This window comes from Acidithrix sp. C25, assembly GCF_904848545.2.
In genome coordinates this window covers 1,059,172-1,073,285 of sequence record NZ_CAJHCI020000010.1, presented here as the reverse complement: position 1 = coordinate 1,073,285, position 14,114 = coordinate 1,059,172, and the positions used below count along the sequence as shown (strand labels likewise).

Genomic DNA, 14,114 nt, shown 5'->3' with positions numbered 1-14,114 from the left:
CTATGACTATACCAAATGTCTCACATTCTGTAACAATTAGAGCTGAACTCAATCATCGACCCGGCGTATTGGGTCGGCTTACGACTGCGATCGGCGAGGCCGGTGGCAATATCTTGGGCCTTGATCTCATTGAGGCTAACTCTGACACAATCGTGCGTGACATCACGATCCTTGCTAGCGATCCCGATCACGCTCAAGCGATTCGCTTGGTAGTCGAAGCTGTAGAAGGAGTGCACGTTCAAAGTGTTATGGATCGAACTTTTAGGATGCACCAAAAGGGCAAGATTGAAGTTGTAGGCAAGAGTCCTATTAAAAATCGTGATGATCTTTCTATGGCTTACACACCCGGAGTTGCTCGGGTCTGCTTGGAAATTGCCAGAAAGCCTGTTGAAGTCCATAACTACACGATCAAAGCGAATTGCGTGGCTGTGGTTACCGACGGTACGGCGGTGCTCGGCCTCGGCAACATCGGCCCATATGCAGCTATGCCAGTGATGGAAGGAAAAGCGCAGCTCTTTAAGGAGTTCGGGGGAATCGACGCCTTTCCTATCTGTTTGAACGTCGCTACCTCTGAAGCTTTAATTGAAGCGGTCGAGATGTTGGAGCCAACTTTTGGGGGAATCAATTTAGAGGATATTGCAGCTCCTCGCTGTTTTGAAGTCGAGGAGGAGCTGAAGCGACGTTTAGATATCCCGGTTTTTCATGATGATCAACATGGAACTGCCGTTGTAGTTCTAGCAGCACTTCGAAATGCGGTAATTGTTGTTGACAAAAAGATCACCGAGATCTCAGTCGTCATTGCGGGAGCTGGAGCTGCTGGGGTGGCAATTGCTAAAATCCTGAAGAATGCAGGCGTTCCAGAGATCATCGTCGTAGACCGCCACGGAGCGATCTTTGATGGCCGTCAAGGCCTTGGCGGGGCCAAGGATTGGCTGGGAGAAAATACCAATCAAAACAAACGTCACGGCTCTCTCTCGGATGTGATTGCGGGGATAGATGTATTCATTGGTGTCTCGGGACCAAAGCTCCTAGAGCGTAGCGACGTTCAGAAGATGGGGAGTCGCCCGATTGTCTTTGGACTTGCGAATCCAGATCCAGAGGTTCTCCCTGAGGAGATTGAGGGGGTAGCTGCGGTCATAGCCACGGGTCGAAGCGACTATCCAAACCAGATAAATAACGTCCTTTGTTTTCCTGGAATCTTCAGAGGCGCCCTCGATGCAGGAGCGATGGCTATTACCGAGTCGATGAAGTTAGCGGCAGCCAACGCTATCGCTTCTAGCGTTGGAGATGGTGAACTGTCGCCGTCGTATATAATTCCTTCCGTCTTCAATAAATCCATTGCCCCTCGCGTTGCACAGGCCGTTGCCGAAGCCGCTCGACTAGATGGCGTGATCCGGTTGGATCGCATCTAGATGCTACCTATTGGCCACGTGTAGTTACTAGCTGTGTAGTTACTAGCTGTGTAGTTACTAGCTGTTGATAGGAATTTACCAAGAGCCTCCTTCGAAGGTTTAACTTCGAAGGAGGCTCTTGATTATTTAATCTCTTGGTGAATAAAAATAAGCGCAATATCAAGGATCGTCGATTGCATCGAAGGGCCCCGGCGACTTCGAGCCATTATTGGACCTTAATTGTTTCGATTCAAGGAGGTGTGATGGCTAGCTTTTCGAGGCGAAATCGATTGATCTACGGGCTGGAGCTTACAGGGCTGGGGCTTACAGGGCTGGAGCTTACAGGGCTGGGGCTTACAGGGCTGGGGCTTACAGGGCTGGGGCTTACAGGGCTGGGGCTTACAGGGGTCGTTTGATCAGAAGGTGGAAATAGAAGGAGATCCAAGGTTTTGGCTTTTATGATTTTGCTTTGACGAGCCCAAAAGTTAGGCATTCGGGCTGATCAAATTGGTGGTCGGGACCGGTTTCGATCCGGTGACCCCACGCTTTTCAGGCGTGTGCTCTACCAACTGAGCTACCCGACCAAGGCGGTTAGAACCACCAGCGGACCTGACGGGATTTGAACCCGCGACCTCCGGCTTGACAGGCCGGCGTGCACTCCAAGCTGCACCACAGGTCCTAACTTACGTTACCAACTTCCTTGCGAAGCAGGAAACTATATCTTAGCGCAATAGTTTCCTAACCTTGCAACAAATTGTAAATAACGCACCCCCAACGGGATTCGAACCCGTGTTACCGCCGTGAAAGGGCGACGTCCTAGGCCGCTAGACGATGGGGGCATTAGGTACAGCAAGACAGTCTAGTGCGACTTCTAACAAGAGATAGCCTATGTTTTGGTCAAATAATAATTGCTTTCACTCTTTAAGTTCCCATGCCTGACCATTTGACGTATCTGTAACGGTGACTCCTATAGAGGCCAAGCGATCTCGAATTAGATCGGAATCGCTCCATCGCTTTTGTTCTCGGGAGGTTTGTCTAACTTCTACGAGGGCTTCGATCGCACCCCGAAGGTGATCTAACTTGGTAAGGAATCCGTTCTCTAGGATCGGAGCTAGTCGCGATATCATAGAGCGCATCGATGTTCTGGCTTTGTCTATTTCGTCTGATTCAAGGGTGTCAAATACCCATTCGAAGATCTCTTTGTCTAGTTCGAGAATCTCGTTCAAGCATTCTTTCGCATTGCGCATCTTTAGTGCTACACTAAATCTCTCCTCATGTCTTGCGAGGGAGTCAATAAGCAAAGAAGTAGTCCCATTGGGCTGTTGTGCCTCGAAGAAGGCCTCAGGTTTTATAGGTTCACTCTCTTCAAAGGCGGGAGTCTTGTTCGCTATTTCACGTATGTAACTTGAAAATTCATCGAATCTCATCTTGTCTCCGGCGCGGAGAATCTTTGTCGATCCATGGCGCATTATCGTGACCGTGGCAAGGCCAACGATTTCAACTTGATTTTGATCTAGGTCGATTACGATTCCGGTATGTTCGTCGATTCCGACGATTGCGGTGGTCGCGTTCATTTGGCTCTCTAAGATCCGCAGGCGCGAAGCACCCATGTAGCAGTAGCGGGTGTCGTGGTTGTTTCCCTCGGCATTGTTGAAGTGTGGAATCACAAGAACGTCTAGACCAAGTGCCCAAAGGACGTTCAATCCATCCCTTAGATTTGGCGCCTCGCCAACCTTGTAGATCTCATAGACCGGAATTGTATATCTACCTAGCGTAAGCACCGCTGCCGATGAAAATGTGACGACTCCACCGTTGATTGTTTTGTCCTCTAGAATCGAGGCGATTGGGGTTTTAGCCCATTGGGACAGGGCATAGGTGGGGCTTCCGGGCCCCGCAAAGATGTAGTTTGCATCTCTTAGTGTGTTTGCAAAATTTTCCAATTCAAGGACGGAGGCCTCCGTCGCCGAACGCATCGAGGCGAGTGCCACCTTGGCGCCTATCGAGCTACGGAAGTAATCGATTGCTTTGGCCGAGATATCTGGAGCGTTTTCTTGGAAGCCAAAAGGTGTATCGAGCATCACTGCCTTGTAGTTTTTAGGCAATGCGCTAAATGCCTCGCGGTGGGTCTTTACCATTGTCGGTGATGTTTCACCAGATCCGAGAAGAATCAATATCCGACGATTCAATTTATAACTCCAGTCTTTCTCTTTGAATTCAAATGTGGCTCTGTCGAGTTAGGCCCAAAAGACCCATTGCATAGTTAGCTACCACCTGGGGCATCTGAGCATGGATATCATGGTCTGCTCCCTCAATAGTCTCGATTTGAATATCTTTGAGGTGACTTAGAGTCTCTTGAGCCCTCTGGAGGTCTTGTTCGCCCTTGGGCTTTGCGGGCTGAGCCATTAAAAAGAGCGCTGGCACCGATAACTTCGCAATCTCTTTCATTGGTTCGTAGTCAAATAACTCGCGCAGAATTGTCATGTGATTTTGGCGACTCAAGCGTGCCCTTACCCTTTGATCGTGGTCGATCTCTAGATTCGCCATGGTTGCTTCGATGGCTTGGTCGCTCCAACCAGGGTGAGATTTCCTAATCATGAAAGAGAGTTGGCTAGGCGATAAATGGCTTAACTCCGGTGGTGAAAGGAGGCTGGAAGCCTCTTGGTAGGTTGGGAAGTTCCACTTCATATCGATTAATCCGCCATCGATTGCCATTATGGCATCGACATATTCGGGGTGGCGATTTGCAAAGTTTACAACTACGGAACCGCCCCAGGATTGACCCACCCAGACCGGGTTGGTATGTGTATCGCCGCTGTAAAAGTGACTGTATAGGTCGAATAAGTCTTGGGTTGTCTGGTCGGTGCTATATCCATAGTTGGGCTTGGAGGACATTCCATGGCCTCGTTGATCGATCGCGATAGAGGAGTACCCCTTGGCCTCTAGGCATTCACCCACACCGTCGTATAAGCGAGCGTTGGAGGCCAAACCGTGGATTAAGACGAAGTCCCACGGAGGATCTCCTCTGGTGATGATCGCCATGGTGAGATCGTCGTTTATTTTGATATTTTCAGCCTTCACAAATCTCTTTAACCCTCTGGTTTGACTTGTAATTCCGAAGGCTTGAATTTACCCTTTATATATAGAATTCTCCAAGAGATGTAGTATTGCCAGAAGTGGTACTTTATTTTATTTTTCCGTCTTAATAGTCACCCTCAAGATGCACAAGATGGATTTGACCAGAGATATAGGTTAAAGACAAGAGTTAGCTATGAAGATAAGCAATAACCCGAGAACACGAGGGAAATAGTGTTGATGAATTTTGATCCGTGCTGTTTCAACCGCGCAATATCAACCGCGCCATTTAAACATTAAAGGCACATATTTTTCTTGCATAATCCGCCATAAATGCTTGGTTTTTAATTGATATATTTTTTGAAAACTAGTATTATTTGTCTCAAAGGTTTTTAAATTTTCGTTATGGCAACTTTGATCGATAATCCAGACAATTTCTTTTGGCGATCTTTATTTCATGTCCACAAAGGGACCATTTCAACGGATAGATCATTGATCTGGCTTCTTCTGATCTGAAAGCTTCTTTTTAGCCGAGCCTTTTTGTCGGAGCTGCCCCATGAACTCGATGACTCTCATCTATTATCCGCCTATGTTGTGCGATTACATCTAATATATTACGGAGAATTTCCGAGATGATAACTGAAACTAACGTCTCTATGTAGATATAGAGCAATCAATTTGATTGAAAACTGCTATGGTATCGATCCTGCGTTACACCAATAATGTGAAGACATATATATCTATGTCTCGTTTTTAGTGGTGCTGCGATATGGTCGTATGAAATTGGATAGATTTGCAGTGAGTCAGTCAAATCTATCAAGTATATAATTTGTTGATCAACTTCTTCATTGAATGGGATATTGTCTGGGACAAGCTTGCAAAGAGGCTAAATACTTGCTTTAGCGATTGAAAGAATTTGATCGATTACCTCTTGAACCTGTATCGATTCACTCAAAGTGCGAGAAAATTTGGTTCCATTGAGGAGGGCAGAGTTGAAGTTTTCGATCATAGCTCCATAGAGACTCCCGGGTGTTGTTTTTATGGTCTGTAGCTCGCCGGAAGCTTTTTCTTCGATATGGATCTCAACATCTTCAAGCGCTGGGGAAAATGGATTATCGATCCATAATGATCCATCAGTTCCAGTGAATCGTTGGGTGAGGTTCTCCTTGGCGATAAAGGATGCATGGATAGTCGCGCTTACGTCCTGGGTGTATATAAGTTGAGCCACTATGTCTGCGTCTACGTCACCTTTCATAGCCACACTCTTGACCTCGATCGCCGACGGAAGCCCCAATTGGTGAACGATTGGGTCAATTAAATAGATTCCTACATCGCGAAGGGCGCCTCCGCCAAGGTGATCTATCCATCTGTAGTTGTTGGGATTGGAAAGTGTAAAGGCAAAGGTAGCTTGGTAATCTTTTAGCTCTCCTATACGGGCCGATTTGAGCAGGCGACGAACCTCTATCTCTCGGTTATGGTGGGGGGTCATATACGCCTCTGCGACCAACACCTCTCTTGACTGAGAGACAAGAGAGATCTCTTGGATCTCAGCTACGTTCATGCAAAGGGGCTTTTCACAGAGAACAGCGACGCCATGGTTGACGGCTTCGATTATCCATTTGTGGTGCAATGAATTAGGCAATGCAATATATAGAGCGTCGAGTTCGCCATCGCTGATTAGCGATTGGTAGTCAGTAAATCTTGGCACTCCTAATTCATCGAGTGGAAGTGGTGATCTAGCAGAAGCTGATGCATAGCCACCTAACTGCGAGGTGGAGCTTTCTAGAATCGCTGGAATTATCTCTTCGTTGGCAATGGAAGATGCGCCACCTAAAATTCCCCATTTGATTTTTCTTGCCACCTTTTCCCCTTTTCTAGGTAGATCTCCGCCTGTCGTCTAAAGTTTGTCTTCCCGGAATGGCCCGAAAAGGGCTTTGAGATATGGGTATGTTAGTTGAGTTGTCCTATTGCTGAGGGCAACTCAACTCTAACTCTTTATATTTGGACGTAATGCTCTTTCGAGTTGGATAGCCTCTGTGTGGCCTCAAGGATCTCAATTACCCCTCGGACACTAGATGGCACGATAGCCAACGGCTCTGAATTGACCAGGTGGGCAGCTAAGTTTCGATGAAATTCAAATGGCTCTACCTCTGTGGGGCTAACTCTATATGAACGGGTTTGATTGTCTATCGCGTACTGTACGACTTCGAAGTCCACAGGCGCTTCCGCATGGTGAAATCTTTCACTTCGATAGCCGAATGGAAAGTCAACAACGTCGTTTGCGAGTGGTCGGTACCAACCCTGGATGGTGCCTTTCGTGCCTTGAACATAGAACTTCGGTTTACGGATGGCTGCGACGTCGCTTTGTATGAATTTGGCTTCTTTTCCATCTTGAAATGCCATTGAAATCGTAATCTGGTCGGCGTTTGTCACGTCGTGCCAGACCCTTTTATGGGAGTTGACAAAGAGGTGTGATGGAGTTGTCCCATAGAATTGAAGAATCCAATCGATGTGATGTGATCCCCAATCATAGGCGGCGCCTCCAGAGATCTCCTGATCTGAATGCCAGGCGCGACATGGATGTTCAAAACTGCCAACAAAGGTTTCTATATTGAAGACCTCGCCAATCGTTCCCGATTCGATGAGCTCTTTGAGGGCTAAGTAGTCGGCGTCGAATCTTCGATTTTGATGGATGGTCAGCACTACGTTATTTAGCCTTGCTAGCTCAATCAACTCATCGACTTCGGAGACCTTGAGGCACATTGGCTTTTCAACTACGACATGTTTTTTAGCCTTTAGCGCTTGACTGGCTAGTTCGAAATGGGTAATTGGTGGAGTTGCGATTATGACGATATCTACCTCATCGTCTTCGATCAGTTCTTTGGCGCTCTCATAGGTTTGAATCTTTGGAAATTGTTCTTTTGCGGAATTACGTCTTTGTTGATTGGGCTCAGCGATTGCTACGAACTTTAGATGTGGGGTGGCATTGCATGCGCTGCCATGGTAGTGTCCCATGCCGCCGTAAGGTCCATATCCAGCCACACCGACGCCGAATGGCCCTACGTTGGAGGTGTTGTCTTTGAAGATGAGCTCTTTGAAGGCCCGTGAAAGTTGTCTCTGCACCCTTTGATCAAGGTCGATATCAACTCCAAAGGTAAAAATGTTACCTCGACCAATTAGGGCTGGTCGATCTCGATATCCAACTGAGATACTGGCTAGTGTAGTTGTATCAGTCTTTGGCATTATCTCATGGAATTTGCCGTAAATTGCCACTTCAATTGGCTGGTTTTGTGCATTTATGGATTTTAGATACCATTCTGCATGCGCTATCGGAATTGTACCTTCGGCTCCAAGTAGATCACAGAGCGATGGGGTCTCTAAATCCCCGGATCCAACAACCACCAAAAAATGGGTGGTATCACTGGCCATTTTTTCCAAGAGGAGCAATTCCTCGGGAGCCAATTCTTGTGAATCGTTAATTACTACCAGATCAAAGTTGTCGCCACTGCACTTGCCGAGCGAATCGACCGCTACGAGACAGGCGGAGCCACAAAAGATCTCTGACCAATACTTTCTTGCTTTCTCGCCTTCTTTCTTGGCGTGGATTGCAATTTTGGACTCTGTTATCTTGGGAAGAGAGCTCAAGATTGGTTCCTTTCATTTCGAAATAGTTTTTTTGCCTTTATTGAAATAGTTCTATTCAACTACCAGGAATAGTTCTCAGTTTGGGACCCGTTGCTGGGCTGTTAGATCGTCGAAGTATCGGGCATTTCTGTTTTTGTATTATTATGCCCTAGGGCCGGAAGATTGATCCTTTATTTTCGATCTAGTTCTGCAAATTCTCGAGGTTATTCATAGTCACTCTTCTTTGGAAGGGTCGATACCATCTCATCTTCCTGAAATTGTTTCGCGTAGCTTATCTTTGTCGCCTTTAGGTCTACATTGCTCAAGTTATAGTCTGTTAGATAACGAAATTAAGTAGGTATTGCTTCCTTGTATCTGGCGCTTTGGGTGAGACGCCTGTTGTCATGGGGCTAAATTAAAGTTGAAACACCTTGAATGACTATCTGGCGACTGTCTAATCGTCGCTAAATTGACTACCCAGAAAATCTAATATTGAGCCTTGGAGCCATGCGAGGTAGTCGTAAATGACAAAATTATGATAGGTCGGATCACTCGGATCAGGTGGCTCCATGCCTTCATAGACGTCAAGAGTTGTACCGAGTAGAAGGCGAATATCGTTAATTGCCCCAACCCAAATCGCTAGGTCTGCAAAGTTCAGTTGCTTATTGTGAAGGCTAGATGTGAAGCCTTCGAGCATAACTTTGTGTTTTTCAACTAGTGAATCTCCGGTGGTCTTTTCGAATTTTGACTGTGCTACGGCATCGAAAGGATAGGTGGGGGGAAACATACGTGCCACATATGGTGAGTTCATCTCAATCGCTTCTTCCACTAGCGAAGGAAGGAGAGATAAAAGCTCAATCTCTTCTTCGCGAAGCTGGTTTTCAAAAAGCTCGGGTCCGATTCGTCGGATAGGTCCGCTGGGAATTGTCATGATAGCTGTTTCAACACTATTTATGCCGGTTCTCTTTCCAAAGTTGCCCAAAGTCCAAATTGGTGCAAACTATGGGCGTCAGCTTCAGCTTTTTCCCTTTTGCCGCTAGATACGATCGAACGGCCATGGTTGTGGACTTCCATCGTCAATTCAGTAGCTTTTTCGAGTGAATAGCCAAATGTTGATCGTAATACAAAGATTACGTAGGAGATTAAATTTATAGGGTCATTCCAAAGGACGACTCTCCAGGAGCTATCGAGAGCATTCAAACTAGAAGTGTCGATTTTCTCCTCAGTAATTGTTAGTGTAGCCATCAAAACTTCCATTCGATTGCATCGCTATAGTCTCTTCTGTCTCTTTTATATTTCAGGAGATCTTGGGAACGCGATCCCATTTATATCTTTGTAATCTATTACGATCCGAAGCTGCTTAGGGTATCTGAGGTTATTTCAGAGGGTTCGTCGTCACTTGGTCCCTTGTCCATCTCGCCCCTATCGAATAGCGTTAGGTTGAACCATAAGACAGCAATCCAAAGGATAGCTGCTCCGGCGATGTGAAACTCAACTAGGAGGGCAGGAAGATTACTAAAGTACTGCGTATATCCAATTGCTCCTTGGATTGCCATTAGCCAAAGCAACGCTCTTCCTCGTTTGAGGACGTTTTCGGGGGCATTGGATTGGTGCAGGAGAAACAACATGGCGAGGGTTAAGCCGATTAGAAAGAGCACACCGTCAGCGTGGAGTTGAGCAACGTCGCGTAGCGGAAATGGCAGTCGCTTAGCTAGAGGGCTACCTGAATGCGGCCCTGAACCTGTGACGGCTGTTCCAATTACCACAACAAAGGTAAGAGCACCCAGGATGATTCTTCCAAGCCACATTACCTCTTTGGTCACAACTCTGGTTGGCTTATCTTGCGATCCGCTAGCCCTATAGTAGAGAATTATCGCGTCGAGCACACAGACGAGAGAGAGCAAGAAGTGGGCCATTACAAAGGGGGGTGCGAGCTTTTCTAGAACGGTTATCCCTCCCAGGACAACCTGAGCCAAAAGGCCGCCGACCATTCCCATTGATAGCCATGCAAGGTCGCGACGAAATGGCTTTCTGAAGAAGGCTGCTGCTGTAGCTATCATCACCGCTACTGTCAGAAATATCGTCACGATCCTATTGGTAAATTCGACCATTGGGTGAAATGAAAATTGAGCCACTAGCTGGTTACCTTGACAATTGGGCCAAGTCGGACACCCTAATCCAGACTGAGTCAACCGGACTGCTCCACCTGAGACAATTATCAGAGAGAGGCCGATTAGGGCGAAAAAGGACAGTTTTTTATAAAGTTCCGGAGAAACTTTCCACTCAGTTAGCCATTTTTTCAACACACCTTAAAGGCTAAACCATTTTTGGCCCTTTGGTACATCGTCTCCCCAAACCTCAACAAGGTTCCCGTGGTGGATCGACTTTAGATAGATCGTCATTTACTAGAAAGGGCCGCATGTGAGTGACGCCGGCACCGCCAAAGTTATTTTTGACCTACTTGTTTGCCCAGTGATCGTTAGGTAGTCTTTGTTTGTCTTTTGAGACTTTGGTTGCAGTTGGTTTTATTGATCTTTAATTTACTGGAATGTACTGGATCTGCTGGCCCGCTCTATTGGTCCGTGTGGCGTTGGTCTAACTCGACTGCCCCCAAAAAAGCATAGGTCTTTGATCTCTTTGGGGGTTTTGTGAGTTTTTGGGTGATTGCGTAAAACAAAATAAGTAGCCGTGGTTTATTCGTATTTGAAGAGTTTAATTGCTAAGGCAGGAGCACCAATTGCCCAAATGGCTAGAGTTATCCAGGCACCGAGGGTCCCGCTCACCCCGTTTGTTGTGGTGGAAAAGAGAAGGTGCGCGCTTGCATATGCGGGGAGTATTTTAGCTAGGTCGGCAAGTGGAGATGGAAGCAAGGTAACTGGAATAATCATTCCACCAAAAAACAATAGGAATAGGAATGTGCCATTTGCTGCTCCTAATACGCCTTCAGAACTCAATCGGCCTGCCATGATTAATCCAATTCCAGCAAACGTAGCGCTGCTCAATATTACCGCGATTACAAATTCTGCTATGTTCATGGAGGGGCTCCAAGAAAGGCCGATGCCCAACGCCAAGATTAGAACGATTTGAATTGCCTCGATTACCCCTACTGCAGTAATCTTCGCGCCAAGGAGACTGCTGCGCGAAAGCGGGGTTGTTCCTAAGCGCTTTAGAACCCCGTAGCTGCGCTCAACACCGGTCGCGATCCCCAGAGAGACCATGCCGGTTGCCATGATTGCTATTGCTATCGTGCCGGGGACCAAAAAGTTGATTCGGCTTGAGCCCATATAAGAGATCTTGAGGATCTTCGCGAATGCAATTAGGGCAAGTAGTGGTATGAAAAAAGTTACAAGCAACGATTCATATTGTGTTAGAGCTAGTTTTATCTCTGCTCTTGCCTGAGACTTATAGGGATGCCCTGTCAATTGTTATCTCTCCTAAATACTTTGTATTGGTTGTTTATGATTTTTTATTTCTGGGCTCGTAGGATCGAATTGGCTTCTAGCTAAGGACAGCCCCTTGTCTGGCCCATCGATCATTGGATAATCGATCATTGGATAATCGATCACTGGATAATCGATCATTTGTCCATGGGTTAGAACCTGGTCGATTTGTCTTGATCTTTCGCGCTAGATGCACCAGATAAAGATTAGATCGCGCCAGATTACATTACCTAGGATCGCCTTCGTCTTCTTTTTGATTGGTTAGCGTTATCACTATTGGCTTCGAGGTGGTCGGTTAGCCCGATAAAGACCTCTTCGAGTGAGGACTTTCCAGCATTTAGCTCTTTTATCTCCACATTCAACTGCGAGATTGCCGAGGTTAGTAGTGATATGACCGAAGGGGAAGCCGAGGGATCGACTGAATATGAGAGATCTTCGAGCTCAGTTACCTCCGCGCCTATCTTGGCTGAGATCTCGGCCACATCGATGCTTTTGGAGAGGCGAAAGGTGATCGCACTTTTTCCGTATCTCTCCCGTAACTGCTCGGCGCTTCCTTTTGCAACTACCTCTCCGGTGTCTATGACGACTATCTCATCGCAGATGCGCTCTGCCTCGATCAATTCATGTGTGGTGAGCAATATGGCAGCCCCCTGACTTGCATATGTCGATATCGCTTGTCGAATCAGCCCTTTCCCGCCTGCATCTACCCCAGCTGTTGGCTCATCCAAAAAGAGCACTTTAGGCCTTCCAATTAGGGCCAAAGCGAGGCTGAGTCGTTGGCGCTCGCCACCTGAAAGATGCCTATATGGGGTTTTTTGGGCGCGAGAGAGGTCGGTCAGCCTTATGAGCTCTTCAACTGGGATCGGATCGTCATAATATCCGAAATAGAGTTTTAGAACCTCGAGAGGTGACATTCTTGGGTAGACGCCTCCATTTTGCAGCATCACCCCCACCAAAGGCAATAGTTTTTTGCGATCTTGAATTGGATCTAGACCGAGGATTGTGATTTTACCTTTGGCAATGGGTCGATACCCTTCGATCGCCTCGACAGTGGAGGTCTTGCCAGCTCCATTTCTGCCCAAGACTCCTATAACCTGACCAGCGTTTACTTCGAGGCTTATCCCTCGGACCGCTTCTTTGCTTGCATATGAGACCCAAAGGTCATTAACTTCGATTGTTGACACGTTAATAGAAGCTAGCCTTTACTTTTGATGATCGACATTCGAGCGCTAAGAGAAAATCCCAACGAGACAAAAGAATTGCTCTCGCGACGTGGAATAGATACAGCTGTAGTAGACGAATTGCTAGAGATAGATTTAAGGTTGCGAAGTTCAGTTTCCAAGAGAGACTCCCTTCGCGCAGTGATCAATGACCTCTCTCGAAGCGTCGCAGAGGCTTATAGGCAAAAAGAGACCGCCCTCGCACAGGAGCTGAAGGAAGAGTCAAAAGCACATGGTGAGGCCCTAGAGGAGCTTTCTAAGGAGGTCTCAGAGCTTGAAAACGCTCGACGGGACCTTTGGCTGGTTATCCCAAACGTTCCATCACTTGATACCCCAATTGGCCAAGGCGAGAAAGACAATGTAATCCTTCGATATTGGAGTCCAAAGACGGGCCATTCCACTGTAGAGGTGGACCTTGATTATGAGCCAGCTCAAAAGGTTCCACATTGGGAGATTGGGGCTGCGCTGGGAATTTTGGACCTTGAAAGAGCTGCAAAATTGTCGGGGAGTATGTTTCCAATGTACAAGGGAGCAGGTGCACGCATGTTGCGTGCCTTAACCTCCTTTGCTCTTGATGCTCATAGCGATGCCTTTTTAGAGGTCCGACCCCCGACTTTCGTCAAACGAGAGACCATGATCTCAACTGGCCATCTACCCAAATTTGCTGAAGATGCTTATCAAATGGAGCGAGACGATCTTTGGGCCATTCCAACGGCTGAGGTTCCACTTACCTCAATGGCACGCGATGAGATACTTCCAAGTGAAGAACTCCCAATTCGAATGACGGCTGCGACCCCATGTTTTCGACGCGAAGCTGGCTCGGCTGGTCGAGATACCCGAGGACTCTTGCGTCTTCATGAATTCGATAAGGTTGAACTTATGGTCTATTCGAACCCAAAGGATAGCCAAGGGGTCTTTATGGATATGTTGCGACGAGCCGAGGGTATCCTGCAATCTCTTGGGTTGACCTATCGAGTCTTAGACCTATGCACAGGTGACATAGGCGCTTCGGCCAAGAGGACCTTCGACTTAGAGGCTTATTCCCCGGGCGTTGGCCGTTGGTTAGAGGTCTCCTCGGTCTCATGGTTCGGTGACTATCAAGCTCGTAGGGCAAATATACGCTTTAGGGATGCTTCGACCAACGAGGTTTCCTATGTCGATACCTTGAATGGGTCGGCTCTAGCGTGGGCCAGAGTCTTTGCGGTGCTGATAGAGACTTATAGAAATCAGGACGAGAGTGTTACAATACCGCTCGTTTTGGTGCCATACATGGGCGGAATTCAAAACATTGTCCCAAAATAGCCCTTTCAGTTTGAGCTAAGCGCGAATTCGCGATAGTTTTTATGACGTGAATATGGCACAGATAA

Annotated in this window: 12 protein-coding genes and 3 tRNA genes; 3 read left to right on the top strand and 12 right to left on the bottom strand. The window is 47.1% G+C overall.

The genetic code is table 11. The features are described from left to right. Window positions 1-2 precede the first annotated feature (2 nt). Window positions 3-1,412 (top strand): NAD-dependent malic enzyme, encoded by a 1,410-nt coding sequence (locus tag ACIDITHRIX25_RS80460; RefSeq protein ID WP_052604961.1) that lies wholly within the window; start codon window positions 3-5, stop codon window positions 1,410-1,412. Between the two features lie 173 nt (window positions 1,413-1,585). Then, window positions 1,586-1,807: a hypothetical protein gene (locus ACIDITHRIX25_RS80455; protein ID WP_201733452.1), complete on the top strand. Its 222-nt coding sequence runs from the start codon at window positions 1,586-1,588 to the stop codon at window positions 1,805-1,807. A 92-nt stretch (window positions 1,808-1,899) separates the two neighbouring features. Here ACIDITHRIX25_RS80455 and ACIDITHRIX25_RS80450 read toward each other — a convergent pair. The 12 genes from ACIDITHRIX25_RS80450 to ACIDITHRIX25_RS80395 all read right to left on the bottom strand — a co-directional run bounded on the left by ACIDITHRIX25_RS80450 (window position 1,900) and on the right by ACIDITHRIX25_RS80395 (window position 12,711). Continuing rightward, a tRNA-Phe gene (locus ACIDITHRIX25_RS80450) sits at window positions 1,900-1,975 on the bottom strand. Window positions 1,976-1,995: 20 nt separating this feature from the next. Continuing rightward, window positions 1,996-2,070 (bottom strand) — tRNA-Asp (locus ACIDITHRIX25_RS80445). Between the two features lie 87 nt (window positions 2,071-2,157). Further along, window positions 2,158-2,230 (bottom strand) — tRNA-Glu (locus ACIDITHRIX25_RS80440). A 75-nt stretch (window positions 2,231-2,305) separates the two neighbouring features. Next, complete coding sequence (locus tag ACIDITHRIX25_RS80435) at window positions 2,306-3,577, bottom strand: CysS/YqeB C-terminal domain-containing protein (RefSeq protein ID WP_201733451.1); 1,272 nt, start codon at window positions 3,575-3,577, stop codon at window positions 2,306-2,308. 28 nt (window positions 3,578-3,605) lie between these two features. Beyond that, window positions 3,606-4,469: an alpha/beta fold hydrolase gene (locus tag ACIDITHRIX25_RS80430; RefSeq protein ID WP_201733450.1), complete on the bottom strand. Its 864-nt coding sequence runs from the start codon at window positions 4,467-4,469 to the stop codon at window positions 3,606-3,608. An 880-nt stretch (window positions 4,470-5,349) separates the two neighbouring features. Continuing rightward, entirely contained in the window at window positions 5,350-6,324 is a 975-nt protein-coding gene (locus ACIDITHRIX25_RS80425) for a Gfo/Idh/MocA family protein (RefSeq protein ID WP_052604964.1), read from the bottom strand. Between the two features lie 134 nt (window positions 6,325-6,458). Then, on the bottom strand, window positions 6,459-8,108 hold the full coding sequence (locus ACIDITHRIX25_RS80420; RefSeq protein WP_201733449.1) for a Gfo/Idh/MocA family protein: 1,650 nt from the start codon (window positions 8,106-8,108) through the stop codon (window positions 6,459-6,461). A 433-nt stretch (window positions 8,109-8,541) separates the two neighbouring features. Beyond that, window positions 8,542-9,018, bottom strand: coding sequence for a DUF2017 family protein (locus ACIDITHRIX25_RS80415; protein ID WP_052604966.1), 477 nt, complete (start codon window positions 9,016-9,018; stop codon window positions 8,542-8,544). A 20-nt stretch (window positions 9,019-9,038) separates the two neighbouring features. After that, window positions 9,039-9,332: an ATP-dependent Clp protease adapter ClpS gene (gene clpS / locus ACIDITHRIX25_RS80410; protein ID WP_052605005.1), complete on the bottom strand. Its 294-nt coding sequence runs from the start codon at window positions 9,330-9,332 to the stop codon at window positions 9,039-9,041. A 98-nt stretch (window positions 9,333-9,430) separates the two neighbouring features. Then, the gene (locus ACIDITHRIX25_RS80405; RefSeq protein ID WP_201733448.1) at window positions 9,431-10,390 is read right to left on the bottom strand and encodes a COX15/CtaA family protein; all 960 of its coding nucleotides are present in this window, start codon (window positions 10,388-10,390) and stop codon (window positions 9,431-9,433) included. Between the two features lie 390 nt (window positions 10,391-10,780). Continuing rightward, window positions 10,781-11,509: an ABC transporter permease gene (locus ACIDITHRIX25_RS80400; RefSeq protein ID WP_052604968.1), complete on the bottom strand. Its 729-nt coding sequence runs from the start codon at window positions 11,507-11,509 to the stop codon at window positions 10,781-10,783. 248 nt (window positions 11,510-11,757) lie between these two features. Further along, window positions 11,758-12,711 carry an ABC transporter ATP-binding protein gene (locus ACIDITHRIX25_RS80395; RefSeq protein WP_201733447.1) on the bottom strand — a complete coding sequence of 318 codons (954 nt, stop codon included), beginning with the start codon at window positions 12,709-12,711 and terminating at the stop codon, window positions 11,758-11,760. Window positions 12,712-12,738: 27 nt separating this feature from the next. On the opposite strand from ACIDITHRIX25_RS80395, the gene serS reads away from it, so the two are divergent. After that, a complete protein-coding gene (gene serS, locus ACIDITHRIX25_RS80390; protein ID WP_201733446.1) occupies window positions 12,739-14,049 on the top strand; it encodes a serine--tRNA ligase in 1,311 nt (436 codons plus the stop codon). The last annotated feature ends 65 nt before the right edge of the window (window positions 14,050-14,114 follow it).

Bases quoted from the DNA above. Each gene is read 5' to 3' on its own strand.
- ACIDITHRIX25_RS80460 (WP_052604961.1), top strand. From the start codon at position 3: ATGACTATACCAAATGTCTCACATTCTGTAACAATTAGAGCTGAACTC.
- ACIDITHRIX25_RS80415 (WP_052604966.1), bottom strand. From the start codon at position 9,018: ATGACAATTCCCAGCGGACCTATCCGACGAATCGGACCCGAGCTTTTT.
- clpS (WP_052605005.1), bottom strand. From the start codon at position 9,332: ATGGCTACACTAACAATTACTGAGGAGAAAATCGACACTTCTAGTTTG.
- serS (WP_201733446.1), top strand. From the start codon at position 12,739: ATGATCGACATTCGAGCGCTAAGAGAAAATCCCAACGAGACAAAAGAA.